Raw genomic sequence first — 24,326 nt, 5'->3', positions numbered from 1 at the left:
CAAATTCTTTCTTATTGGTAAAATTTATAAATTTCCTTACAGGCTTCTTATTATTAGGTATTTCATTGTCAAAAATAAGAATGACTGGATTTGCAGCTATATCTTTTGTTATTTTTTTAAAATACTCAGAATAATTTACAACTTCTCGTCCTACAAAAAACCTATAGATATTTTGAATTGAATCCGCTCCATCTTTTACAAAATTTAAAAAATATTCAAGCCTCTTTGTTTTTCTTAAAAATGATACTTTAAATTCAAATTCGTCATTACTATTTTTTTTAATCAAATCTGGAAAATATGCATATAGACTTTTTATTGCGGATTTCAAATACAATATATCCGTTTTTCCTTCTGTAATAATGAGTGGTTTTTGATTAGCAAAGAAATACTTATAAAAAATAAATTTTTGATATTCTTTTTCTCTGCAATTTAACTTTTTATCATTACTTTTCTTACCATCGTTATGTTTATTATCATTAATATTGATTATATTGTTATACCGATCAATTTGATTAATAAAAGCAAATCTTCCTTCAAGTTGATTCATGGTGGCATCTTTGCCATCAATATTAAAGGATTTATTCTTATAAAATGAATGCGCCATTGCTCTAGTTGTTTTATAATATGCATGGCTGACGTTTAATTTTTTATTAACAACCAATCCAGTAACTTCTTGTCTTGAATCTTTATAGAAAAGCCTAGTCTTCTTCTGGTTAATGCAAAAGCCCGCCTTTTCTACTTCTTTCGAAATACACAATAAAAACTCATTATATATATTCAAAAAATCTTTATTATTGGTAGAAAATGTTAAATCATCTGCGTATCTTGTATAATCAAGCTTATATTTTTTAGCAAGTTTTAATATTCGCATATCAAATATATTACATATTATGTTTGATATAATTGGAGAAGTCGGGGCTCCTTGCGGAAGAGAACCCTTGTAACAACATAATTGAGCTATAATAATTGCTATATCTTTTGGGATTCTGAAATTTATATTTTTTTCAAAAAACCCAACAACTCTACCGAAATGAAAGCTAGCGAAAAAGTCCTTTAAATCTATATTTAAAACAAACCGCTTATTTCTGTGGATTCTAGCATTAGTTATTATGCTTTTGCCTTTTTCAAAACCGTGAGAGATATTAATTTTTATATTTTCATCTTTTTTGATCTTATTTTGATAGTTATACAGCTTATTCATTAGTCTATTTTGTATTTTTTTTAAAATCTTCTTATCAGGCGCATTAATGATTCTAGTGCCACCATTCTTCTTTGGTATTTCAAATGTAGTATATAAATTCTCCACTTTAATGTGATAAAGTATGTAGGTTAATAATTTAAGTTCAATTCCCAAAAAAACAGCAAAATCTTTTCTTGTTTTTACATCTTTTAAACTAAGCATAACTATCCAAAGGAAAAATCAGAATGTGTGGCAACTCATTATACAAAATAATTGCATTATTGTAAGCATGTAGCAAAGTTTGCCAACATTTTAGTCAACGTTTGCGAAACACAAACACAAAATCTAGCCACACATCTTTGAAATTGTAAATACTTTTAGCTTAATTAACTATTAAACTCATTGAGTAAAAATTTATCAGTTTAATAAGCTTTTTATGACTTTAGAAAATATCTTTATGCCAGCCGTATTTTGCGATGGGTTTTTCGTGCTATCTTTTCCCCTTCTACCCCCATATCGGCAATATAATCGTAGCTTTTGATGATTATCCACGCTCCGTCATATCAAAGACCAAGTCGCTGAGATTTACCAAATAATGCAGTACATGCAGAATCCATCGATATCGGTAAATGTGGTTTCGTAGTCGTTTTAAAGGATATAAAGTGTATTTCCCGTACCCGAGCGACTATAAGTTATTTCGCCGACTTCATGCACTATGCCCTCATTACTTATGCCAAAGTACGCGGAAAGCAGGCTACCGCCTGATATACCGCTTTTGCGAAGGCTGCTTTTGCGTAGAAATTTGGCAGCGCGCCACGTAAAGATACAGCTCTGCGCGAAATTTTGAAATTTTGCGTTTTGTAAATTTAATGCGCCGTTTGACAGCTGTCGCGAGGTGGCGAAATTTTATAATGTAATAGGCGCCGCTTTTTGAATGCGGATAGCCCGCCGCCGTGAAGTAAAATTTAAACCATATGGCGCGAGCGAGGTCATTTTTGAGCCTGAGGCGCAAAAGGCGCTACAGCACATCAAGGCCTTGGGGCTTGAGCGGCTAAACGTCTGCATCGCCAAGACGCAATATAGCTTCAGCGACGATGCCAAGGCGCTCGGGCGTGCACGCGGCTTTAAGCTCAGCGTCAAAGATCTTCAGATCCGCACGGGAGCGGGCTTCATCGTAGCCGTTTGCGGCAAGATAATGCTTATGCCGGGGCTGCCGAAGGTTCCTAACGCGCTAAATATGAGGATTACGGACGATGGCGTTATAAGCGGATTGGCGTGATCTGAAATTTTATTTTTTGCGCGCCCGCCTTGGGGTTTAAGCTTAGCATTCGCAGGTACTCAGATGAGAGAGGAGTGGAGTTGCCGATTTGCAAAATTTGGCTGAATTCGCTCGCTTGCGGGTAAATTTTAAGCGTGGGATTTTGCGGATCGGCTTTGATTTTTAAAAACAGAGGCTGATTTGACGAGAATTTGACGTTAGGTTTGTCTTTTAAAATTTGACGAATTGCCCATAATCTCTCGCCAAAGCGGATAAAATTGCTTGCCTTTTTGGCAAATCCCACTAATCGTAAATTTGAGATTTTTACGTCAAATTTATGGGAAAATCAACGTAACGTATTTTGGCGTTTTTATTGATCAAATTTGCCTAGGCAAGCCAAAAATCCTGCGCGAAACAGAGCTAAATTTTAACCTTCTCCCACGGCTCAATCCCGCCTGCAACCTCCTCAAAAACGCCTATGATTTCTATATTTTTTACGCTCAAATTTCGTTCGTATGCCTTGATGTCGCGCGATTTTAGTTTCTCTTGCAAAAAGGCGAATTCATACTCGATCTGCCCGCGAGAGACGCTGATTTTAGCCAAATTTCGCGCGTCAAATTCGCCCACCTTCGCGGCGTCAAATTTATACCCGCGAGCGCAGCCCTCCTCATAAACTTCCGCCAGATACGCATTTACTGCCGCCTGCGCGTTTTCATGCGTGTAAAAGCGGTCAAGCTGCGGGTGATTTTTGTAGCCTTTAGTAAGCCCAGCCAGCACGTTTTTAGCTAGCAGCGCCTCGCGCCACAGCGCCACGAGCCCCTTTGCGTCGAGATATTTAAAGCTTATCGTCCAAAGTCTCATTTTCGCCTTTCGTTAAATTTCGTCGTCAAATTCGGCGCGCTTTGCGCCGCAGCCTGAGCGGCGATAAATTCGCGTCTTAAATTTGGCCGCACCCTAGATTAGAGGCTAAATTTTACCTCGCCGCACATTTAAATTTCTCGCTTATTGTAGCTTGCCTCTGCATAGCACGGGGATCTTTTCTACGACCTCGTCGCCGCTAACGAGATAGGCGAACTCGTGTAAATTTACGACGGGGCAGATGTGGTTCGGATAAATTTCGAGCCGATCGCCCACGCGCACGGCGTCTCGCAGCACTCTGTCGTAGATGATCGCGTGCTCGTCGTAAACGCCATTTATCCACACATCCGTGCCCTTTATGCGCCCGAGCCCGGGCGTGGCGGTGAAGCCCTCGGCGCGCCTTTGCTGCGTGAGCCCCTTGGCGCCGACGTCGGTGATGATGCGATCCGTCGTAGGCCTGCTGATGACGGTCGTAAGGATACTCGCCGCATTCATCGAATAATCGCCGTACGCCTGCGCTTGCGAGGCGTCCATAAAGATGTAGGTGCCCGGGCGGATCTCGGTGACGCCCTTTAAAATTTCAAAATCATTTATGAGCGATGGCGTCGAGCCGATACTAACGACGCGTGCGGGCAGAGCCAGCTCGCGCGCGATATCCGCAAACTCCAGCGTGCGGCGCTGCGCGGCTAGATGGATGCGCTCGCATTCGCTTTTACCAGCGGCCTTGTAGGAGTGGCCGTCGTGAGAGAATACGCCGCGGAATTCGATATTTTTGCAGCCTTTTAGAAATTTTATAAACGCCGCGAAATCCTGCTTTTCTACAAAGCCCGAGCGGTTTTCGCCCACTTCGATCTCGGCAAGCACGCAGGCCTTCGTGCCGCTGCGCTCAAAGGCGCACTCTATCAGGCGCGCCTGCTCTATGCTATCTGCGCCGAAGCTTAAGTTTATCCCCGCGCGCAAAAGCGCGATGATGCGCTGAAATTTCAGCTCGCCCACGATCTCGTTTGCGATAAATATATCTTTCAGCCCGTTTGCCGCCATGATCTCGGCTTCGCCCGTTTTGGCGACCGTGATGCCAGCAGCGCCGATGCTTTTTTGCAGCTTCGCGAAATAGGGCATTTTGTGCGTTTTGGTGTGCGGGCGCAGGCTCACGCCCGCGGCATCCGCGTAGCTTTGCATCTTTTGCAGGTTGCGAAGCGCGATTTCGCGATCAATCAGCAGCGCCGGCGTGTCGATCTCCGATACCTTCATAGGCTTCCTCCTAGTTAAATTTACGAAATTTTAATGCGTCCGCGCTTAGTGGCTGAGCCCGTTTTGCGGCGGCGAAATTTTAAAATTTAGCGCCGCTTGCAAAGGGCGAAATTTACGCGCTTCTCGCAAAATATGGAATTTGCGCGCCGCAAATTTAGCTTCGTCTGCGAAATAGCGGTTTGCTCGCCGTAAATCGGCGCCATGCGCGAGACGTTTGAATTTGGCGAGTAGATTTGCGTTTCCGCGCCGCACAAAGCAGCGCCGGTAAAAGCAATACCGCGCGCCGCATGAAAAAGTCAAAATAAAATTCTAAAATGCGCCGAGTAAAAAATCAATACACGCGCCGTACCGCTAGGCTCACGGAGTTCTCGGCTCCGCTTCACGCCGTTTTATTCCTCGTGCGCTCCGTTTTTCTTGCGGCGCATATTCGCGTTAAATTTTTCGGCGAGCGATCCGACGCACTAGCCGTTTTGCGCTGCTGTCTCTGTTTCCGTGCCGCCGCCCGCATTTTTTTGCTAAAGCTCGTTTCGCGCTACCGTCTGTGTTTTTACACCGCCGTCTATTTTAGTGCCGCCGCTCGTTTCCGAAGTGACACTTCATTTTAGCGCGCCTCGCTATTTTTTATCTTGTAGCACCTTGTCGCGCCATTTCGAGTTTGCTTTATTGTCGGTCGCTACGTCTTTGGATATCTCGGCTGCCGCTTCGAAATTTTTACTTACGCCCTCTTTGGAATTCTCGTATTTTAGGGCGTTTTCGCTTTTAATGCCGATGCTTTGCGCTTCGCTCGCGGCGTCGATATTAGCGCCTAAAAAGATAAATTCCCAGTCGTATTTCTTCTGCTTGTCGCTAATCATCTTTTTGATCTGCGCTTTGGAGTATTCGCGGCTTGAGTTCTCCATCCCGTCGGTGATGATGACGAAAAGCACGCGATTGTTTTTGGCATAGATATCCGGCACCCGCTCGATACGCGCTATTGTGCTGCCGACGGCGTCCAGTAACGCGGTGTTGCCGCCGGCGTAGTACTCTTTAGACGTTAGGTTTTCGACCTTCTTAAGCGGCGTGCGATCATGGATGACATTAAATTTCGTATCAAAAAGCACGGTCGTGACGCTGGCGTCGATGCCCTCTTTACGCTCCTTTTCTATCATCGAGTTAAATCCGCCGATCGTATCGCTCTCAAGCCCGCTCATCGAGCCTGATTTGTCTAAGATCAGCACCAATTCCAGGTGATTTACGCCGTCTTTATGATCGGGCGGTGTGGCGAGCTCTACACTTTTGGCAAACAATATGCCCGCAAGCGCGGCAACAAGAAGGATGATTTTTTTCATAGGGGCTCCTTTGTTAAAATTCCGTTATTTTACTATTGTATCGCTTAAGCAATGAAATTTTATCGCTAAAGCTTCGCTGCACGCCTTTGCTGGGTAAATTTTAATACGAAATTTATTGCGGAATTTTAACGTATCCTTGCGAGAGACGCCGCAAAGTTCGGCGTGACATAGAATTTTGCATGGCGCAGAATTTCACCGCGAAATTTTAAGGCGCAGAATTTTATGCGATATGGAATTCGCGTGCAAATTTATGCGGCACGGGATTTTACGACGCAAAATTCCACGTGGCGTGGAATTTATGGAATTTACGGCGCCGCAAAATCAAACGTCTGCGGATCTGCTCCGTTTTGCGCTGAGGTAGCTTCCGATCTCGCTTATTAAGACGCCAGATAGGATGAGCGCCGCGCCTAAAATTTGCATCGCGCTTAGCCTCTCGCCGCCCACGAATACGCCCATAATGCCCGCCGTTACGGGCTCTAGTGTGAAAAACAGAGCGGTTTTTACGGGCGTCGTGTATTTTTGCATCAAGGCCTGCGCGAAAAAGCCAAAAACCGTTCCCAGCAGGCAGATTACCGCCATCGCGACGAAAAAGCTTCTATCCATCACCGGCACGATGCTGACTCTTTCAAAAAAGATCGCCGCAAAGCAGCAAAGCACGCTTAAGCAGAGGATCTGTACGTAGGCGATGCCCGCTACGTCGCAGCTTTGCACGAAGCGGTTGGTCAGCACGATGTGAAACGAATACGCGCACGCGCAAACTAGCGCCAGCGCTTCGCCCTTGCCGAGGCCTAGCTGCGTGTCGCCGATGAGATAGAGCCCAGCGATCGCAAGCGCGATGCCCGCGTAGGCGTAGGAGTAAATTCTATGCCTAAACAGCGCCGCGGCGATGAAGGGTACGAGCGCGACGTTTAGGCCGATGATGAAGGCTACGGAGGAGCTTTGCGCAAATTTAAAAGCGAAGGTCTGCGACGTAAAGCCCGCGAATAAAAACAGGCTAAGCACCGCGCCGTGCTTGATCTCGCGCGAAGTGAGCGCTTTGAGCTTCGGGAAAAATATCGCGCCTGCGATGATGCTCGCGGCGAAAAAGCGCCAAAATAACAGCACGAAGACGTTGTTGCTCGCAAGCGCCTGCGAGGTGGGCAGATACCCGAGCCCAAAAGCGGTCGCTACGAAGAGCATTCCGATATCGGCTCTAAATTCCAAATTTTTATTCATCTGCGTCCTTTTTGAAAATTTAAAGTCGTAATTTTACGAAATTTTAGGTAAAAAATAGGCTAAATTTTGGCGGAGCGGTTTGGAATTTCGGATTTTAAAATCGCGAGTTAAATTTTAAGCGTCCGGCTCGTCTTTTGGGCTTACGTTGGGCTCATTTTTTTGTGTTTGCCCACACTTGTTCGCACACTCGTTGCCGCCGCTTCGCTACGCGTACATTTTACGGCTGCTACTCGCGCGATCATTATGCTGCTTTGCTACGGCTTGTCATAAATTTTCATAGCTATTGCTCGCGCGTGGATAAATTTAAAATTTAATCGCCCGCGCCCTCTTTGTCATTTTTTAGAATTTCTATGTTTGCGCGCTCATTCGCACCTTTTAAGCTTATAGTTTTTTTGAGCGCGGATTTAAGGGGGGGGGTCTTTGCCTCTTTTGATTTCATCATCTTATAGCGCCTCTTTCTTATCTCTGCTTCGATAAATTTTATATCTTGCTGTGCGTATGGGAATGAGAGCGTGAAATTTTTTCCGCTTTGCCCGTCTTCTACTATCAAAATCGGCATCTCGCCCCTCATTCCTTTCTCCGTAAGGGCGTTTTCTATATCGATCTTTGTGCTAAATTTAAACGACAAAAATCTCCACTCTTTCCTTACGGTGCGGCTGTCTATGATGACCCCTTTTTCGGTTAATAGCCATAGGGATATAAGTATCAAAACAATGCCCATCGCGATCACGAGTGCGGTCTCGTCGCCACTTCTGTGTAAGAAGCCGTCTATACATAAAGGGTCGTTTGCGTCAAAGCATGTAACTTTACCTTTACCTTTTATCCTTTTTATCCAGGGCTCGTCAAACGCCACTATCGACCCCCAAGATAAAAGGAATATGACGAGCGTAAATTTGGCTACAGGGCTAGGCGGTATGAGCCAGGCGCCATTTTGCACGGTTTTATAAGAAGCGCTGCTTTTAAACAGAAAGTTTTTTAAACCGCAAAGTACAAATAGCACTACATTTGCAAAAAGCACAAAATATAAAAGCCTCATGCGGCTCCTTTCATTGCGGATATTTTACGACGATATATTTAAATTTAGGCGTTTCGCTCGACCGCTTCGACTTTTGAAATTTCAGCGAGCTTTTCTAATATAAAATTTTGCAAAAAATCTATATCCTTTTGTGCATACAAATATCCCGCTCCGAATTTAACACCGCTAATTTTGCCTCGTATGCTGATTATTTTTACGCCTCTTATAAACCATGTGGCGTAGTTCATCTCGTCAAAGTATATCTTTTCCGTATGCCTAAACGGCAGAATCTCCCATTCTTTGCAGATGCCGCTTTTATCTATTCTGATTCCTTTTTGAATTAGCACGATGAAGGAAAAAATTATGACGCAGACCGATCCGATTTTACTAAGTATTAGTCTGGGCCTGCTTATTTGCAGATACCCATCCACGCATCTGGGATCGCCTTCTTCGAAGCATCTTAAATTTATGCCCGCCGCTTTATACTCTTGCGAGCAAACTTTATCATGGGTGTAAAAGCAAGGTATCGGCTTGCCGTTGTGTTTTGCTACGTTCGGGCTGGATAGGGTGATTACGCCGAGGCTTAAGCACATTATAAACATCTGCATTTTTAAGAGCGGATCGGTGGAGATAAACAGAGTTCCGTGATCTACGGTTTTGAATGATCTGTTTTTATCAAGCAATGAAACAAGAAGGCAAAAGCCTATCGTAACATAAAGGATTATCGTAGCAAACTCGACTATACTTTGCGACATAATAATGACCTTGTTTTTGGATTACGCAAGCTCGCGTTTTTGGCAATTTTAGCGCAAAATTTCTAAATTTACGAGATTCTAAGTGCGCTTTTTATAAATCGCAATTAGAATTTTACCTCGTTAGCGTGATCTTACCGCGCGAAAGGCGGATTAAATTTTTAGCTTTGAGATCTTGCAGCACGCGGTTTATGACGTTGCGCGAGGTGCCTAGGCGCTCTTGTGATGCCATAACGCGCCTTAAATCGCAGCCTAAATCTTAATGATAATTATCTAAATATTTAAAATCGCACAATATAATTGCGAACCTCAATCAAATAAAGATTAAATTTATCTCGCAAGGATCTACAATGAGCTCGCTTTTGAAGCGCAATAAAATTTTGTTTAACGTCCATCTGATTTTGTCGATCGTTTTTTCTATCCCGCTGCTTATCATAGGCGTTACGGGCGCGATTTTGTCGTATCAGCACGAGTTTGAGGCGCTAATAAACGCGGGCTCTAAAAAGGTCGAAAAAACGGGCGAAATGCAAAGCGTGGAGAAAATCCTGCAAAGCTTTAGCGAGCAAACGGGCGCTAAGCAGCCCGTAAGGCTCGTCGTGCCCAAAAGCGATGACGAAGCCTTCGTCATTTACGCAAACAGAAATGATGCGTATCTGGTCAATCCATACACCGCGCAGATCATCGGCAAGGATCGCGGCACGGACTTTGTGCTAACGGTGATGGCGCTGCATCGAAATTTGGGCCTAGCGCTAAGCGGCAATAAAACCGCGGCCGAGGTCGGCAAACAGATCGTAGGCGCGAGCGCCACAGCGATGATACTGCTCGTAATAAGTGGCGTCTGGCTGCATTTTCCAAGGCTAAAGCGTAAATTTATCGAAGCTATAAAGCCAAATTTTAAACTCAAAAAATACGCTCTTTTTTATAATCTCCACACGAGCCTAGGCTCGCTAAGTGCAGTGATTTACCTGCTTATCTGTTTGACTGGGCTTAATTGGTCGTACGGCTGGTATAACGATGCCGTGATGAAGCTTTTCGTAAGTTCGCAAAATTTACCGCAAGCTAGCGCGCCTAAAGCCGTCGCTTCTAAAGATCACGCCGCCGCACCTGCTAAAGAGGAGGGCAAAAAGCCCGATACGTATAAATTTAGCGACGTGCAGAGGGGTTATGAGATATTCAGATCAAGCGGAATAGAGTATAAAGAATTTACCCTAATGCTCGCAGCCGGAGATAAGATCGGCGTCAGATACTACGAGCCCGACGCGCCCGCTACCGCCCGTCCAAAAGGCGCGAGCGTGAAGCTAAAGGAGGGCAAAGTCGCACAGCAGAAGCAGACGGACGGTATCACCGTGGGCGAGTTTAAAGATGCGAACTATCAGCTTCACACGGGCTATTTTTTCGGGCTAGCGGGTAAAATTTTATGGTCGCTCGTTTCGCTTTGCATGGCGCTTTTTATCTTTAGCGGCTTTTATATGACAGTAAAAAGGGCGTTTAAGCTGGGAAAGCCCGGCTAAATTTTACCCTCTCGGCAAGAGGTGCGACGAGCGCGCAAGAGAGCCGAATACCTACAAAGCATTGAGATGAAATTTGCTAGAGTAGATCAAGCAAAAGCTCTGATTTAACGATATTTGAGACATTCTAAAATTATCGCGGATTAAGTCTATGTGAGGTATATTGCGGAAAATTTTAGGAGCGAAATTTGAAAACGAGATATTATCTGTGCTTAGCCTTCATCATAATAATATGTTCTTCCGGCATAATATTTTATTTGGTCGAAAAAGAAGAAACCGATCCATATGAATGGATATGTAATATGGATGGCAATCTTACGGATATACAGCTTAAAGATAGGGCGTTAAAGTGTATGCTTAAAGATTGGCACTTTTTTTATAACTTTAATAAAAGAGAATATGATAGACGAATTAAAGCAGTTAAAAAGGAATATGGCGATACGGCCAACGAAATCGGCGGCGGCGTAGAGATCCGTTATTCAGAATGCCATAGCGATAAACGCCCCGATGATAAATGCGAATTTTACAAGATAGATAAAAGGCTAAATTTAGATTATCTTATGGATTTGGGCTCAAAAATTTGCAGAAACGGCAAAGCGATACAAGATGCCGAGACCTATATAGATAAAGAAATTTTTAAAACCGAAGTCGTATATCCTTGGGAAGATAAGGAAAATTTGGTTTTGGAAGATGGCTCCTTAAAGTACGGAATATTTTTTAATGATATTGATGAGGATAGTTATAGGGATAGGGAATCTAGGGAAATTATATTAACAGAAAAAATTTTCAACAATTCATTGGAAATTGATAATAATTTTGGTTTTAACCATACGGATATTGTATTTGTTATGCCAATAAATTCGATATTTTTGAGTCTTTATACATATATTGAGCCGAGTAGTCCAAATTATGATATTTTTTGCCATAGGTATGAACAATATAAAAATAGAATAAAAATTGATGAAGCGAGTTATAAAATAGATGATTTTGAGACGCCTATAAAATATCTACCGCTCCATGTTAATTATAGCTTCCTATTTATAGTAATAGATAAAAATATGAAATTTAACAAAAGCCTAGAATACAACTTGTTGTATAAATACTACTACGATGAAAAAGAGAAAACAATAAAACAAATATTGGATAAGGAGCGATAAATGGCGGATATAACTAAATTTTACCTTCGCGGCAAGAGGTGCGACGAGCGCGCAAGAGAGCCTAATACCTACGAAGCATTGAGATGAAATTTGCCGAAGCGGATCAAGAAAAGCCCTGATTTAACGATATTTGAGGCATACTAAAATTATCGTAGATTAAGTATATGTGAGGTATATTGCGGAAAATTTTAGGAGCGAAATTTGAAAACGAGATATTATCTGTGCTTGGTCTTCATCATAATAATATGCGCTTTGTGCGCGATACTTTCGATTATTGCGGAGTATAAATACCCAAATTCAGCCGAAAAAATTGAAACCGATCCATATGAATGGGTATGCGATCTAGATGGCAATCTTACGGATATACAGCTTAAGGATAGGGCACTAAAGTGCATGCTTAAAAAGACCTATAAATCTATAAATATTTCAGCGGAGGAATTCCGTGATATGGAAAGAAAAATAAAGAAACAATACGGTAAAGTAGAGGATGAATTTTATAATTTTTATAGCGGGTTGGCGGAAAGATGCGGTGGAAATAATCGCCCAGATAAAGCTTGCGAATTTTTCATTGTAGATGACAATATAAATTTAGAATATTTTATGAGTTTGGGAGACAGGGCTTGCAATGGTAAACAAGCCGTAGCAAATTTCAAAGATTTTGTAAATATGTCCATGCTCAAAGGCGAAGTTGTTTACCCCTGGGAAAATAATAATAGTTTAATCTTGTCGGATGGAAATTTAAAATACAAATTATATTTTAGCGGATTAGAAAATGATAAACATGTATTTGATATGTTATTTACGGAAAAAATATTTTTAAATGAAATTAATCCTAAAATATACGACCACAAATATCCTAATGATAAAATTTTTTCTATTCCAACCGACATGCTATTTTTTGATATGTATGTAAGCCTAATAGATAAAAAATACGATAACTTTTGTAATTTATATAACTTTAAAAAGAAAGATATAAAACCGTATAAAGCGTTTTTTGAGTTAGAAGGTAGAAAATATAGTAGGTATGCTTTTTATCTAGGTATTTTTGATGAAAATTATACATATAAATACGATATAAAAGATAATTTGCTGGGTGTGGAGCAAGGATATTATTACGATGAAAAAACCAAAGAGATAAAACGAGAGCAATAAAATAGAATTTATAAAATTTACCCGCCGTGCCTACTTAAAATTCTTATTTAGCGCTATTTGCCCCTTGCGCCGCGAGTGATCATCAAGGATTGCTCGTAGAAAATTAGCAGCGTTATTGAAACGCCGGTGCCGAGCGCCAGCGAGATCGAGACCGTGGCAAGGGCGTTATCGAAAAACGAGATAAGATGAGCGAGTTTATGCTCTGCGCCCACGGCTCTGATATAAGAAAACAGCGCCAAGACCGCCTTATAGGCGTAGATGCCCGGGATCATCGGAAGTAGCGCAGGAAAGGCGATGATCTCTGCGGGTACCTTAAGGCGCTTGGCGCAGAGCATCCCCAAAACGCCGATCAGAAACGACGCAAAAAGCGTCGCGGCGGCGATCGAAAAAATTTGGCTTTGAATCAGCAAAAACCTGCACGAATGCGCAACCGCCGCAAGCAGCGCCGAGAAGGCGAGCGTCTTTTTTGGCGGCATGCACGCATACGCAAACCCAAGCCCCGCCGCAGCGGCAAAGCAGGCGTCCTTAAATACCGAAAGTGCTATATCAAACATTTACAAGCCCCAAATTTGAGATGCTAAGCGTCAGAAAGAGCCCGATCGCGATGCAGATGATCAAAAGCCCCGTGTTCAGCCCTCTGCTGATGCCTACGAGCATATTTTCGTTTAGGATGTCAAATACCGAGTTGATCAGCCAGACGCCCGGGATCAAAAACAATATGCTCGATCCCACAGCGACGTCGGGTGTGGCGCTAAGCCCGTAGCGAGCGCCTAGCGAGACGATAAATGAGACTGCGAACGAAACGGCGATGTATTGGATTTTTAGATTGATTTTGAGCCTGCTAAGCAGATAGCGGGCGCAAATTCCAAAAGCCGTAGCCGCAAAAACGAGCGCCATCGCGCCGCTATCGCCGCCGAAAAGCTCGCAGAATGCGGCATTTGCGACGCTTAGCAAAACGAGAGTTTTGGCGAAGCTTTTCTTTTGCGAGGCTAAAATTTCTGCAAATGCGGCTCTGGCGCGCGCAAGGGGGATTTTCTCGTCGTAAATTTCCCAGCTAAGTGCGCTTAGCTCAGAGATCAGATCGAAGCTGATCTGCGCTGCAGCGCCCGTTTTGACGTAGGTGCGGCGGATGGAGTTGTCCGCAGGTTCCATCACGCTGATGATGAAGTGGCGCACGAAGATCATCAGGCTCGCCTCATAGCCGTAAGCGCCTGCTATCCTGCGCACGCAGCGCTCGATGCGCACGGTGTAAGTGCCGATACTAAGCATCTTGGCGGTGTATTCACTAAGAAAATTGGTGAGCTCTTGGATTTGCGGCCTCGCCGCTTCCGCTTCTTTTGTCGGTGCTATCTCTGCTATCATTATTTCCTCCGCTACCCTTGTAATCTCAATATCATTTTGCGCTGCTTTTGTCATTTTTGCTTCTACGGCGCTCGTTGTAGCTTCCTGTTTTTGCGGCGCCCGCCATCGTTTTTGATGTCGCTATGATGTCCGCCGTCGCGGAATTTTTATTTTTAAAATTTAACGCAGTAGCGCCCGTGGCGGAATTCTCGCTATCTAAATTTGACGCGGCGACATCGCTTGTAGCAGTAAAATTTTGACTGCTTAAATTTTGATTGTTCAAATTTAACGTCACTTTGGAATTTACGTCATTCAAATTTAACGCCGAGGTTGAATTCTCGCCGCTAGGATTTTTTGTCGCCGCCACAGAGCTTTCATCGCTCAAATTTGAAGCGGCGCAATTCCGCTTTTTTAAAGAATTCTCCTCATCTAAATTTAACTCGCAGGCCGAGCTTTGCTTGCTTAAATTTAAACTTTCGGCATCCTCGCAAGATTCGCTAAATTTAGAATTTTTCACGCTTACCTCAAGCTGATGAGATCAAGCGGGTTGATGTGGTAGTTTTGCTGCGTCACTTCAAAGGTCAGATCTGAGCCGATACGCCCGATGATGTAGCCCTTTTTGACGTTGGAGCCGACGCGCACGGTAGGCGGGATCTGATTTAGATGCGCGTAGATCGTGTGGATGCCGCCGCTGTGCTCTAGGATCACGACCTTATCGAGCACGGCGGTTTCTTTAGCAAAGACCACTTTACCCGGCAGCACCGCCTTAACCTGCGTGTCGCCGCTGTTTGAGCCTAGCACGATATTTTCGTTGAAAAGTTTGATGTTATACACAGGATCGTTGTAGTTGCCGAATTTTCGCTTCAAATACGCGCCGTTTAAAGGCGCTGCGGTCTTGGCTCCGCTGTATTTTTTGACGCGCGAGGACTGATAGCTAGAGCCGTACTGCTTGACTTTTTGGTTGATCTTACTTACGCGCTCATCCGCTGGCTCGCTCACTTCTGGCTCGGGCTCGCTAGGAGGCGCAGGCTCAGGCTTGCCCGCCTTTTTTGCTGCCGCTTTTGCTTTGGCGTACTCTTTTTCGCGCGCCTGGCGCTCCTTTTGCTTCTGCGCTTCAAGCTTTGCTTGGCGCGTCGCTTCCTCCTTCTGCGCTTTGGCTTTTTCCTCCGCATCGTCGATGATCTTAAGCTCCTGCAAGGTCTTAGATATGGCGTCTTGTTCGTCGTTTATCTTCTCCAGCTTCGCGATGTAGTCCTCTTTGTCCTTTTTCATCTGCGCGAGCTTTTCTTTTTGGGTAGTTTGTTTAGCGTTAAGCTCGGTTTTTTTCTTGTCGTAGCCCGCCATGCTCGCCTGGATCGATTTGATCTTTTTGTTCTGCTCGTTGATAAAATTTTGATTATTTTCGTAGTCTTTGATCAGCCCCTTCAGCTCGTCGTTCATAACGACGCCAAGCCCTTCTAAAATTTCGCTAGCCATGATAGAATCGGGCGTGGTGGTGGAATTTACGTCGGTGATGAGATCAAATGATAGCTCTTGCGAGATCACGCTTGCGATCTTGCTTTCTAGATCGTTTTGCACGCTAAGAAGCGTGACGTTTTGGCTATTAAGCTTTTCAAGCTCCTGCGCTTCGGCGGCGTATTGATCTTTTAAGCCCTCGATCGCATCGCTTAGCTGTTTGATCTCGCCCTCGCGCTTTTTAAAGCCCTCCTGCTCCTTTACGATTTGGCCTGCAATCTCATCGATCTTTTGCGAGAGTTGCATCCCCTCCTTTTGCGAGCTTTTGAGCTCTTGACCCGCTTTGGCGATCTTATCTTTCGTGCTTTGACCCTTTGTGGGCGCGGCATAAGTAAGAGCCGCGGCAAGCCCCAGCGCAAGAAGCGGCGCTAAAAAAGCCCTTTTCATGCTCGTTTATTTCCGATTTGCAGCATCACAAAACTTACCGCGATTATAGATAGCGCTAAAGCCACGCCTAAAAGGATCAACGCGTCGTAAGGCAGCACTATGGCGGTGCGTAGATCGCCGATACCCTTAAGCGTGGTCGAAAACACCTCCCAAGAAGGAAGCGCTATATAAAAGCAGGTCACGATCAGCGTGGCGATGAAGGAGTCTATTATCGCCATTCGGTAGAGCTTGCCGCTTTTTATCAGAAACGACGCGCCGAAAAGCTCCATGATCTCGATGCGCTCTTTGTGCTCGTAAACCCAAATACGCATCTGGCGGTGGATTAGCATCACGCCTAAAAGCACGATGAGAAACGCAAAGCCGTAAACGAGGCTTTTGATAAGCAGTAAAATTTTAAAAATTTCATCGTGGGTCTTTTTAAAAATTTCAACCCGCGTGAGCGAGCCTATGGATTTTAGATCCTGCTCGATCTTGGCAAGCTGCGCTGCGTCGGGGAAGCTTTCGAGCTTGACGCTATAAAATTTAGGCAAATTTTTACTAAGCTCGGCAAAGGCATTTTGTGAAATTTTACCCTTCAGACGCTCGGTGATGCCCGCTGTGGAAATTTCGCTAATCGAGCTGATTTTAGGCACCGCTTTTTGCGCGTCTTGCAGACTGAGCGGAGTTTTGGAGACTAGCACGATGTTGTATTCGTTTTGGATCGAGCGCTCGTAGCTTTTGGTTAGGTTACTCATAAAAATTCCAAACTGCACTGAAAAAAGCAGCGCGACGAGCGAAAAGATCACGCCGAAATGGGTTTTAATCGATTTCATTTACTTTAGCGTCCTTAATCTCAAAATGTCGGTGCCTAAAACGCAGCGTGGCGGGCATTTTGTGCGTCACGATAACGACGCAGGCGTTCCACGACTCGCACGCCGAACGTAGCAAATTCCAAATAATGGCGCTGGAGTAGTCGTCCAAATTTCCCGTAGGCTCGTCGCACAGCAGTAGCCGCGGATTATGCGCCATCGCACGCGCCAAAGCCACGCGCTGCTGCTCGCCGCCGCTAAGCTCGAGCGGATACTTGCCCATTTTGTGCCCGAGCTCGACGTGGCGCAGTAGCTTTTTAGCTTGGTCTTGGCAGACCTGCTGATTGTAGCCCATTATCATTAACGGAAGCATTATGTTGCGCTCGATCGTCCATTCGTTGATCAGGCGGTAGTTTTGAAAGATAATGCCGATGCGCTGGCGCAGGGTGCGCAGATCGGAGTTTGTGATGCCCTTTAAATCGCACAAGCAGACGTTCAACTCGCCGCCGATGATGTCGATGCCGCCGTAGAAGGACTTAAGCAGCGTGGATTTGCCGCTGCCGCTCTTGCCCGTGATGATGACGAAGTCCTTCGCGCCGATGCCGAAACTCGCGTCTTGGATGACCGCGCCCGCCTTTTCGTAGCCTAGCGTGAGGCCCGCTGCGGTGATGATGTTGTAATCGTCCGTTATCTCTGCCATTGTGAAAATATCTCCGAAATTTTTTGATGTGCCGCGTGGTTTTCGCGCGTAGGAAGCGGGCGGCGGATGAAGTAGCGCGTACCGCTTGCGTTTGCGCGGATGAAACACTGCTGCGGAAAGTCGAATGCCCCGAGTGAAAGCAGGATTAGCACGTCCTGCGGCTCGGCGGTGCACGGCTTGTTTTGCCGTTCGTCTTGCGGCTCGGCACGATTTAATTTGCCTTGGTGTTCGGCTTGCAACTCGTCATGGTTTGGCTCGCTTTGGCGACCGACTTGCGACTTGATAGAATTTGACTTATTTTGTAATTCTGCTTGCGGTTCAGCAGCGTGGTTTAGCTCGTTTTTCAGTTCGGCTTGCGGCTCATTTTTGCAAAGTAAGACGCTTGCTTTTTTTGGAATTTTCGTAACGTTTGCTTCGTTTGCGCGGATTACATTTGATGCGGAGCTTGCTTTTGCTGCACGGGTCGCCGCGAATGAGCCGTCCAAATTCGGCATATTGCTTGCATCTATTGTGCCGATCGCTGCGGGTGTAGTGCTTGCGCCTGTCGTATCGATAGCTGCAAGCGCACCCTCCGTGTCGCTAGCATTTGGCGCGCTGCTTGTTGCGATCTGCTCGCAGGCTAAAGCGCGCTTTTCGCTCGGGGCGGGGCGACTAAATTTAGCGCTTGCTGTGACGGGAGCGTCACTCGCTAAATTTACGCCCTTTGCGCTCAAGCGATCATCGTTTAAATTTACGCCGTCTTTTGCGCCCGTTTTATCCGCGCGGTTTGTATTTGGCGCGACGCTTGCTTTTTTTAGAATTTGCGCAGCGTTCGCGCAAGCTAAAATTTTATCGCCCGCTGTCGTAGCTAAAATTTTGCTGCCGCCTAACGAAATTTCATCCATGCTCGCGCGCTCGGTTAAATTTCCGCCGCGCGTCGCGTCTAAATTTATAGCCTCGTCGTTCATCGCTTCGTCCGCGCTGCTTAAATTCACGCCGTCCGCCGCGCAAGTTCCGCCTGCCTCCAAGCTTTTTTGCGCGTCGAAGTAAAAAATTTCCTCAAAATGCACGAAAAAATCCTCGCCTTTGAAGGTGGAATTTTTAAAATTTCGCGCGATTGCCGCCGCGTCAAATTTTAAAAATTCCATCTCAAACCGCTGCGGCTCGGCCTGGCCCGCGGTTTTGTTCTCATAGATCAGATCGTAGATATCCTTATCCATTTTGCGCCATCTATCCTCGTATTTGCTCGCTACGGCGGCGTCGCGGTTTTTGAAGTGTGAAATTTCGCCCGCTTTGCGCTGCACGTAGGGCGAGAGCTTTTGCATCGCGTAGAGGAAGTACTCCTCGCTGTCGGTGCGAAGCTCGAAGCGGCCGCCGCGCCCGAGCGTGCGTGCGATCTGCGAGGCGAACTCGTCGCTTATGACGCGGCGGTGCGGCGCGTCGTCCCACGGCACGGGGAAGTGCAAAAATACGCGCTGCAGGCAGCCCGCAGGAAGCAGGCTCAGCAAAACCCGTGCGTCGGTGGCAATCAGGGCAATGTTTTGCAGCCCCTCGCGGATCGCTAGCTTTGCGACCTGTTCGATCGCGGGCTTATAAATTTCAATGCCGATTAGCAGCGCGTCTTGATTTGAGCGCGCTTGATGAAGCAGGTGTCTGCCCGAGCCGAAGCCGATCTCGATGAAAATTTTATTAAATTTAGAGCTTTTTACGAGGGATAAAATTTTATTCTCGCCCAAAATCAGCGGCGTTTTTTCGGTAAGCGAGCTGTCTTTGTAAGCAAATGCCTGCGAGATGATCTGCCCGCAGAAGCGCTCTTTAAAAATTTCGAGTGCTCGTTGCAGATGACCGATCTTAGCGGGTTTGGTAATCTTTTCGCCCTTTACTATCACCTTGTCGCCGCTGGGCTTTACGATGATAAAAAACTCGCTATCAAAGCTTTTGGTTCGCACGAGCATTAAATTTCTGCCGCGCGCCGTCTCTAAAAATTCGACTTCGCCGAATCTAGCCGGCAGCGGCGGCAGGCTCACGCTTTGGGTTATGAAATTCGGCAAGCTTTATTCTGCCTGCGCTGCGGCAATGACTGCACTAGGCTTGGACAGCTCTCCGTTTTCGGTTTTGACGGTGATGCGGTATTCATATCCTTCGCCGTAATCGATATTATCGATATATTCAGCACTAAGTCTGCCGCGAACCTCTTTAATCGTGCTCCACGACTCGCCTCCCTTAGGACGGCGCTCGATTAGATAAGAGCTTACTCGAAGATCCGGATGCGGGCGCCAGATGATCTTAACGCGGCCCGGAAGCCCGTAGATCGCCTGCGCAAACGGCACGGACTCTAACATCTTCGCCGTGCTTGCGATAGCGACCGGAGAAGGAGCCGAAACGCCCTTGGCGCCGTATGTGCGCACCGTATATTTATACGAAGTGCCCGGCTGCAGCCTCGTATCTACGTAGTGAGTGGAGTATGGATCTGCGATGGTGGCGATCTTTTTGGCTTCGCCGCCGCTTGCCGGCGCTCGGTAAACGACAAAGCCCAGTACGGCGGTATTGCTGTCGTATCTAGGCCACTCAAGCCCAATCTCATTGTCGCTCGTGATCGTCCTAATGCCCTCTACGCGCGGCAGGCTTTCGTCGCTTGCGCTAGGCGCGCTAGACATAGCGCAGCCACCCGCTAGTATCGCTAAAGTAGCACTCAACGTTAGTCGGTAAAATTTTTTCATAAATTTCATCCTTTACCTTTTGATTTGTCGTAAAATTTAGAAATTCGCTCGGCAAGCCCGCGCATATTTTCACCTCTTTGCCGCTTCGCGGATGGATGAAATAGAGCAAATAGGCATGGAGCAAAATCCTGCTAATTTTAGCGTTTTCGCTCTTAAATCCGTATAAATGATCGCCCAAAATGTGCCGATTTATCGAGCTTAAATGCACGCGGATCTGATGCGTGCGACCCGTGAAGAGCTTTGCCGCGACAAGATTAAAGCTCTTTAGGTTTATCGGCGGCAGGTTTTGGTTTTGAGCGGGATTTTTAAAATTTAAAAATTTATTCTCGGCGAGACGGGCGGGGCGGGTTTGATCCGCGCTCATTTTGGCGGTTAAAATTTTATCTGCGCTATCCGCGCGGCTGCTTGGAATTTTATCTGCGCTTTGGATTGAAATTTTATCCGCACTCCGCATGCAATTATTTGAAATTTCATCCGCGTTATTCGCGCCTGCATAGTCGTTTAAAATTTCATCCATGCCCGCATTCTTGCTCGCGCTTACGTTGGTAATCGAAATTTTATCTACGCCCGCAGTTAGGCCTACATTTAAAATTTTATTCCCGCGCGTGCTTACGTCGGTCGCTAAAATTTTACTCGTATCTGCGTCCCTGTTAGCGTTTAAAATTTTATCCTCGTCCGCATACATAGCCGAGATTTTGCCCATATCTGTGGTTGCGTCTAAAATTTTATCGACATCTAAAATTTTATCCGTAGCGTCACCAGAAATTTTGTCCTTAGCCGAAATTCTACTTGCGCTTGCGTTCGCAGCTAAAATTTTATCGGTGGCTGAAATTTTATCCGTGCTTGTGCTCTTACCCGCAGCTGTACCATCGTCCGCGCTCGTACTTAAAATTTTATCGCATTTCTCGGCGGAGTTTTGAAGCTCCGTTAGTTCCGCTCCGCTTAAAATTTCATAAAACGCGCTCTTTGCGCTGCGTCCGCCGGGCACGATCCCCATTTTTAGACGGTTTGCAGGGTTGCGAGAGATCGGGCGCTCGATCACGCAGGGCTCTTTCAGCGGCAGGTCGATGAGCGCGAGGTATATCCGCCCCATGCTCTTGTCGCTTAGTTGCGCCGAGAGCGCGGCGTGCGCGGCGTTGTTTTTGGCGACGAGTAGGGCGCCGCTGGTGAGTTTATCCAGGCGGTGCACGATGCCCGCGCGAAGCTCGCCGCCGAGCGTGGAAAGCAGATAGCCGCGGGACTTGAGCCAGTCCACGAGCGTGGGCTCTTTGACGCTTGCGGCGGGGTGAACGGTAAGGCCCGCAGGCTTATTCACCACGAGCAGATCATCATCCTCGTATAAAATTTCAACATCGAAGTTTAGCCTCTCCGCGCTCATTTGCTGCGGCGCGGGCGCGGGGTAGTCGATACGTACTAGCTCGCCCGCGGATAGCTTGTAGCCGGGCTTAGTTTGCACGGCTCCGTTCACTCTGACCGCTGCGGATTTGATTAAGCTTGATATTTGATTGCGCGAAATTCCAAGCTGCGAGCTTAAAAAAACGTCGAGCCTTTCGCTGCATTGTGCTATTAGATTATCCAAATTTATACCTTTTTTGGCTATTCTTACGTCAAAATTTTAATTAGGATTAAGCGTTGTTTAAAATTGACAAAAAGATTTTAGCATATTTTGATTTCATTCAACCTTTTTTAATCGTGCCGATAGTGGTTTTTTCATACGTTTTAATAAGCGAGGCAAACGACGTGCTGTCCTCGAAACAAGTCGTTTATTTCGGCGTAGGATTTGCCGTTTTTACTCTATTTTTTCTCTTTCCGATACGCAAATTTTTATATCTCATACCGATATTTTATTGGACAAATATCATATTGCTGCTCAGCGTCGATTTTTTCGGCGTTAGCAAGCTAGGAGCTAGGCGCTGGCTGGAGATTCCTTTCGTGCATTTTACGCTGCAACCGAGCGAGGTGATGAAGCCCGCGTTTATCCTGATGCTGATGTATCTGATACACAAAAATCCGCCGCCGAAAAACGGCTACGGGCTGAAGGATTTTTTGCGCCTTAGCTTTTACATACTTCTGCCTTTTGTTCTGATCGCGAAAGAGCCCGATCTAGGCACCGCCGCGATACTTTTTTTGACGGGATTTGCAATCCTTTTTATTATCGGCGTCGATAAAAAAATTTGGCTTACGCTGATCATCGTTTTTGTGGCCAGCTCGCCGATTTTGTACGAAAACATGCACGATTATCAAAAAAAGCGCATCGCCGATTTCATCAGCGAGGAGCCCAATTACCAGGTCAAGCAGGCGATCATCGCTATTGGAAACGGCGGCATCTACGGCAAGGATAAGGATGAAGCGACGCAGACGCACTTTAAATTTCTACCGATTGCGACGAGCGATTTTATCTTCGCTTATACGATCGAGCGCTTCGGCTTCGTGGGGGCTGCCGCGCTGATCGCGCTGTATGCGCTGCTGATACTGCATCTGCTGAGCCTGAACTACGATTTCAAAAGCGATTATCTGATACGGGTCTTTACGAGCGCGCTTGCCTCGCTCATTTTCATATACACGGGCGTTAATATCTCGATGGTAGTGGGTTTCGCGCCCGTCGTGGGCGTGCCGCTGCCGTTTTTCAGCTACGGCGGCAGCAGCTTTATCACCTTTATGATCCTCTTTGGAATTTTACAAAATTTGCTGACGTTTAGAATGAAGGATAACTACAAAACCTACAAGATCAGGATGTAAATTTAGCGCTCGCACGGATAAATTTTAAAATTCTACAAAATCGCGCGAGTTTATTTTGAGCTTCGGCGGCGAAATTTTAAGCGGGGCACTAAATTTTTAAAGCTCGCTACAAAATCACGCCTATACCGAGCGTAAAAACCACCGCAAAAAGGGCGTATGTAAAGGCAAATTCCAAAGTTTGCGAATTAAAAAATCCGTAGTACAAAACGCTTGTGAAAAATCCGCCTACGAAAGCCACGGCAAAGATCCCGATCCGCGCTGCGACGGGCTTTGCGCCGCAAAATTTGTATAGGTAAAAAACCCCGCAGAAGCTGATCGCAAACCAGATCATCGCAGGCACCGGCCCGCTTATGCGTGTCATGCCGAAGAGATTGGCTAAATTTAAAAGCAGCAAAAATATCACCGCAAGCGCGATCAGCGCGGATTTGATCATCTATCGCGCCTTGCGTCGTCCGCGGAATTTTCGTTCGAGCCTAGCTTGGAATTTTCACCGCCCTGATTGAAATTTTGCGCGGAATTTTTGCTCTCGCCGCCTTCGCCCGCGCCGCCGTTTGAAATTTTAAAATTTTCTTCGGAAATTTCACCGGCGCGATGCGTAGAATTTTCACCGGCGCCGCTTGCGAAATTTTCACCGAGATCGTCATTGGAGTTTAAAATTTCATCCTCGCTTTGAGAATTTAAAATTTCGCCGCCGCTTTTAAAGTTTAAAATTTCATCTGCCGTAGCATCTTTGCTTTGCGGCTCCTGGGCCTCTTTTGCGTCATCAGAATCCGCGTTTTTTAAATTTGCGCCCTCGTCTAAATTTTTAGAGCCCTCGTCCGCAGAATTTTCATAAGCTTTATTTGAAAATCTTTTGTGTCTGATCTGCAGATAAAAGACGAAGGCGACGAACGCTACCGCCGTGATCGCGATGTAGTAGCGGTTTTCAAAGAGCAGCACGCCCTCCACTAGCCCCGAAAACAGCGCCAGCAGCGAGGCGGTAAGAAACGGGAAGCGCACGAGCTCCTTCTCGCCGATCGCTAAGGCGATGAGCGCGACGCCGAATATCGTGGCGTTTAGTAGCGCGCCTAGGATTTTGATTTCGGCGAAAAGATTTGGATTGACGCGCGAAGTGACGTAGAGTGCGAGCGCAACGGCTGCGAAAAGCAGGATCAAAAATACGATTTTTTTCATTTTGGACCTTTTAAATTTTATCTTTAAATTTGCGATTCAGCTGCACCTTTAATGCACATAGAGCGCAGGCATCGGCACGCTGTAACTGCCGCGTTCGCAGCATTACGCAAATATCGTGCGCTCTGCGCGCAAAATTTCAGGACGCCACTGCGCCGCTAAGCGTGGCTTGAGTGATACACATACTCATGACTTAAAGTACAATCCTAATTGCGCGGACGCGGTTTGAAACACGACTTGCGTTAGCGCGATAAAATCGCTATTTTTGCGCGGCTTAAATGCGATTCTGTCGGTAAATTTACCGACAGCCGCA

General features: G+C 45.9%; 22 protein-coding genes and 3 pseudogenes. 5 read left to right on the top strand and 20 right to left on the bottom strand.

Annotated elements, in window-relative coordinates; translation table 11 throughout:
- The coding region (locus Q0393_RS10430; RefSeq protein ID WP_298980004.1) for a retron Ec67 family RNA-directed DNA polymerase/endonuclease at positions 1 to 1,402 on the bottom strand (1,402 nt) is incomplete at its 3' end.
- Between the two features lie 745 nt (positions 1,403 to 2,147).
- On the opposite strand from Q0393_RS10430, the pseudogene Q0393_RS10425 reads away from it, so the two are divergent.
- A pseudogene (locus Q0393_RS10425) lies at positions 2,148 to 2,459 on the top strand (formate--tetrahydrofolate ligase); the annotation flags it as partial.
- Positions 2,460 to 2,858: 399 nt separating this feature from the next.
- Here the strand turns inward: Q0393_RS10425 and Q0393_RS10420 are convergent.
- The 7 genes from Q0393_RS10420 to Q0393_RS10805 all read right to left on the bottom strand — a co-directional run bounded on the left by Q0393_RS10420 (position 2,859) and on the right by Q0393_RS10805 (position 9,089).
- Complete coding sequence (locus Q0393_RS10420) at positions 2,859 to 3,299, bottom strand: pyrimidine dimer DNA glycosylase/endonuclease V (protein ID WP_298980003.1); 441 nt, start codon at positions 3,297 to 3,299, stop codon at positions 2,859 to 2,861.
- A 141-nt stretch (positions 3,300 to 3,440) separates the two neighbouring features.
- Positions 3,441 to 4,547, bottom strand: a complete 1,107-nt coding sequence (locus tag Q0393_RS10415; protein WP_298980001.1) for an alanine racemase — start codon at positions 4,545 to 4,547, stop codon at positions 3,441 to 3,443.
- A 614-nt stretch (positions 4,548 to 5,161) separates the two neighbouring features.
- Positions 5,162 to 5,875 carry a vWA domain-containing protein gene (locus Q0393_RS10410; protein ID WP_298980000.1) on the bottom strand — a complete coding sequence of 238 codons (714 nt, stop codon included), beginning with the start codon at positions 5,873 to 5,875 and terminating at the stop codon, positions 5,162 to 5,164.
- Positions 5,876 to 6,196: 321 nt separating this feature from the next.
- A complete protein-coding gene (locus Q0393_RS10405) occupies positions 6,197 to 7,090 on the bottom strand; it encodes a DMT family transporter (RefSeq protein WP_298979999.1) in 894 nt (297 codons plus the stop codon).
- A 310-nt stretch (positions 7,091 to 7,400) separates the two neighbouring features.
- Complete coding sequence (locus tag Q0393_RS10400) at positions 7,401 to 8,126, bottom strand: hypothetical protein (protein ID WP_298979998.1); 726 nt, start codon at positions 8,124 to 8,126, stop codon at positions 7,401 to 7,403.
- 44 nt (positions 8,127 to 8,170) lie between these two features.
- The gene (locus Q0393_RS10395; RefSeq protein ID WP_298979997.1) at positions 8,171 to 8,860 is read right to left on the bottom strand and encodes a hypothetical protein; all 690 of its coding nucleotides are present in this window, start codon (positions 8,858 to 8,860) and stop codon (positions 8,171 to 8,173) included.
- A 112-nt stretch (positions 8,861 to 8,972) separates the two neighbouring features.
- Complete coding sequence (locus Q0393_RS10805) at positions 8,973 to 9,089, bottom strand: helix-turn-helix domain-containing protein (protein WP_367179185.1); 117 nt, start codon at positions 9,087 to 9,089, stop codon at positions 8,973 to 8,975.
- Between the two features lie 118 nt (positions 9,090 to 9,207).
- Here Q0393_RS10805 and Q0393_RS10390 point away from each other — a divergent pair, with 118 nt between their 5' ends.
- The 3 genes from Q0393_RS10390 to Q0393_RS10380 all read left to right on the top strand — a co-directional run bounded on the left by Q0393_RS10390 (position 9,208) and on the right by Q0393_RS10380 (position 12,674).
- On the top strand, positions 9,208 to 10,368 hold the full coding sequence (locus Q0393_RS10390) for a PepSY domain-containing protein (protein ID WP_298979996.1): 1,161 nt from the start codon (positions 9,208 to 9,210) through the stop codon (positions 10,366 to 10,368).
- Positions 10,369 to 10,553: 185 nt separating this feature from the next.
- Complete coding sequence (locus tag Q0393_RS10385; protein ID WP_298979995.1) at positions 10,554 to 11,522, top strand: hypothetical protein; 969 nt, start codon at positions 10,554 to 10,556, stop codon at positions 11,520 to 11,522.
- Between the two features lie 201 nt (positions 11,523 to 11,723).
- The gene (locus Q0393_RS10380; protein WP_297902755.1) at positions 11,724 to 12,674 is read left to right on the top strand and encodes a hypothetical protein; all 951 of its coding nucleotides are present in this window, start codon (positions 11,724 to 11,726) and stop codon (positions 12,672 to 12,674) included.
- 53 nt (positions 12,675 to 12,727) lie between these two features.
- Here Q0393_RS10380 and Q0393_RS10375 read toward each other — a convergent pair whose 3' ends face one another.
- The 10 genes and pseudogenes from Q0393_RS10375 to Q0393_RS10330 form a co-directional block, all read right to left on the bottom strand.
- Entirely contained in the window at positions 12,728 to 13,219 is a 492-nt protein-coding gene (locus tag Q0393_RS10375; protein ID WP_298980005.1) for a threonine/serine exporter family protein, read from the bottom strand.
- Position 13,220: 1 nt separating this feature from the next.
- Positions 13,221 to 14,036 (bottom strand): threonine/serine exporter family protein, encoded by an 816-nt coding sequence (locus Q0393_RS10370; RefSeq protein ID WP_298979994.1) that lies wholly within the window; start codon positions 14,034 to 14,036, stop codon positions 13,221 to 13,223.
- Between the two features lie 31 nt (positions 14,037 to 14,067).
- Complete coding sequence (locus Q0393_RS10365; RefSeq protein WP_298979993.1) at positions 14,068 to 14,532, bottom strand: hypothetical protein; 465 nt, start codon at positions 14,530 to 14,532, stop codon at positions 14,068 to 14,070.
- A 2-nt stretch (positions 14,533 to 14,534) separates the two neighbouring features.
- Complete coding sequence (locus Q0393_RS10360; RefSeq protein WP_298979992.1) at positions 14,535 to 15,917, bottom strand: peptidoglycan DD-metalloendopeptidase family protein; 1,383 nt, start codon at positions 15,915 to 15,917, stop codon at positions 14,535 to 14,537.
- Entirely contained in the window at positions 15,914 to 16,729 is an 816-nt protein-coding gene (locus tag Q0393_RS10355) for a hypothetical protein (RefSeq protein ID WP_297903943.1), read from the bottom strand. The genes Q0393_RS10360 and Q0393_RS10355 overlap by 4 nt, the downstream gene beginning before the upstream one ends.
- Positions 16,716 to 17,405: a cell division ATP-binding protein FtsE gene (locus tag Q0393_RS10350; RefSeq protein ID WP_295152369.1), complete on the bottom strand. Its 690-nt coding sequence runs from the start codon at positions 17,403 to 17,405 to the stop codon at positions 16,716 to 16,718. Before Q0393_RS10350 ends, Q0393_RS10355 begins: the two co-directional genes overlap by 14 nt.
- Positions 17,393 to 19,435: a tRNA (guanosine(46)-N7)-methyltransferase TrmB gene (gene trmB, locus Q0393_RS10345; protein ID WP_298979990.1), complete on the bottom strand. Its 2,043-nt coding sequence runs from the start codon at positions 19,433 to 19,435 to the stop codon at positions 17,393 to 17,395. Before trmB ends, Q0393_RS10350 begins: the two co-directional genes overlap by 13 nt.
- Positions 19,436 to 19,438: 3 nt before the next feature.
- Positions 19,439 to 20,104, bottom strand: coding sequence for a fibronectin type III domain-containing protein (locus Q0393_RS10340; protein ID WP_297903939.1), 666 nt, complete (start codon positions 20,102 to 20,104; stop codon positions 19,439 to 19,441).
- A pseudogene (locus Q0393_RS10335) lies at positions 20,034 to 20,360 on the bottom strand (RluA family pseudouridine synthase); the annotation flags it as partial. The pseudogene Q0393_RS10335 and the gene Q0393_RS10340, both read right to left, overlap by 71 nt.
- Before the next feature lie 693 nt (positions 20,361 to 21,053).
- A pseudogene (locus Q0393_RS10330) lies at positions 21,054 to 21,683 on the bottom strand (pseudouridine synthase); the annotation flags it as partial.
- A gap of 53 nt (positions 21,684 to 21,736) precedes the next feature.
- Here Q0393_RS10330 and Q0393_RS10325 point away from each other — a divergent pair.
- On the top strand, positions 21,737 to 22,843 hold the full coding sequence (locus tag Q0393_RS10325) for an FtsW/RodA/SpoVE family cell cycle protein (protein WP_005872296.1): 1,107 nt from the start codon (positions 21,737 to 21,739) through the stop codon (positions 22,841 to 22,843).
- Between the two features lie 106 nt (positions 22,844 to 22,949).
- On the opposite strand, the gene Q0393_RS10320 is transcribed toward Q0393_RS10325, so the two are convergent.
- Positions 22,950 to 23,276: a hypothetical protein gene (locus Q0393_RS10320; protein ID WP_297961077.1), complete on the bottom strand. Its 327-nt coding sequence runs from the start codon at positions 23,274 to 23,276 to the stop codon at positions 22,950 to 22,952.
- Entirely contained in the window at positions 23,273 to 24,016 is a 744-nt protein-coding gene (locus tag Q0393_RS10315) for a hypothetical protein (RefSeq protein ID WP_298979987.1), read from the bottom strand. The genes Q0393_RS10320 and Q0393_RS10315 overlap by 4 nt, the downstream gene beginning before the upstream one ends.
- Positions 24,017 to 24,326 lie beyond the last annotated feature (310 nt).

It is taken from the genome of uncultured Campylobacter sp. (assembly GCF_938015785.1).
In the GTDB taxonomy this organism is placed as follows: domain Bacteria; phylum Campylobacterota; class Campylobacteria; order Campylobacterales; family Campylobacteraceae; genus Campylobacter_B.
This window is presented reverse-complemented; position numbering and strand designations above follow the sequence as displayed.

Bases quoted from the DNA above. Each gene is read 5' to 3' on its own strand.
- Q0393_RS10405 (WP_298979999.1), bottom strand. From the start codon at position 7,090: ATGAATAAAAATTTGGAATTTAGAGCCGATATCGGAATGCTCTTCGTA.
- Q0393_RS10340 (WP_297903939.1), bottom strand. From the start codon at position 20,104: ATGAAAAAATTTTACCGACTAACGTTGAGTGCTACTTTAGCGATACTA.
- Q0393_RS10805 (WP_367179185.1), bottom strand. From the start codon at position 9,089: ATGGCATCACAAGAGCGCCTAGGCACCTCGCGCAACGTCATAAACCGC.
- Q0393_RS10355 (WP_297903943.1), bottom strand. From the start codon at position 16,729: ATGAAATCGATTAAAACCCATTTCGGCGTGATCTTTTCGCTCGTCGCG.
- Q0393_RS10410 (WP_298980000.1), bottom strand. From the start codon at position 5,875: ATGAAAAAAATCATCCTTCTTGTTGCCGCGCTTGCGGGCATATTGTTT.
- Q0393_RS10360 (WP_298979992.1), bottom strand. From the start codon at position 15,917: ATGAAAAGGGCTTTTTTAGCGCCGCTTCTTGCGCTGGGGCTTGCCGCG.
- Q0393_RS10420 (WP_298980003.1), bottom strand. From the start codon at position 3,299: ATGAGACTTTGGACGATAAGCTTTAAATATCTCGACGCAAAGGGGCTC.
- Q0393_RS10320 (WP_297961077.1), bottom strand. From the start codon at position 23,276: ATGATCAAATCCGCGCTGATCGCGCTTGCGGTGATATTTTTGCTGCTT.
- Q0393_RS10370 (WP_298979994.1), bottom strand. From the start codon at position 14,036: ATGATAGCAGAGATAGCACCGACAAAAGAAGCGGAAGCGGCGAGGCCG.
- Q0393_RS10350 (WP_295152369.1), bottom strand. From the start codon at position 17,405: ATGGCAGAGATAACGGACGATTACAACATCATCACCGCAGCGGGCCTC.
- Q0393_RS10390 (WP_298979996.1), top strand. From the start codon at position 9,208: ATGAGCTCGCTTTTGAAGCGCAATAAAATTTTGTTTAACGTCCATCTG.
- Q0393_RS10315 (WP_298979987.1), bottom strand. From the start codon at position 24,016: ATGAAAAAAATCGTATTTTTGATCCTGCTTTTCGCAGCCGTTGCGCTC.
- Q0393_RS10415 (WP_298980001.1), bottom strand. From the start codon at position 4,547: ATGAAGGTATCGGAGATCGACACGCCGGCGCTGCTGATTGATCGCGAA.
- Q0393_RS10395 (WP_298979997.1), bottom strand. From the start codon at position 8,860: ATGTCGCAAAGTATAGTCGAGTTTGCTACGATAATCCTTTATGTTACG.
- Q0393_RS10400 (WP_298979998.1), bottom strand. From the start codon at position 8,126: ATGAGGCTTTTATATTTTGTGCTTTTTGCAAATGTAGTGCTATTTGTA.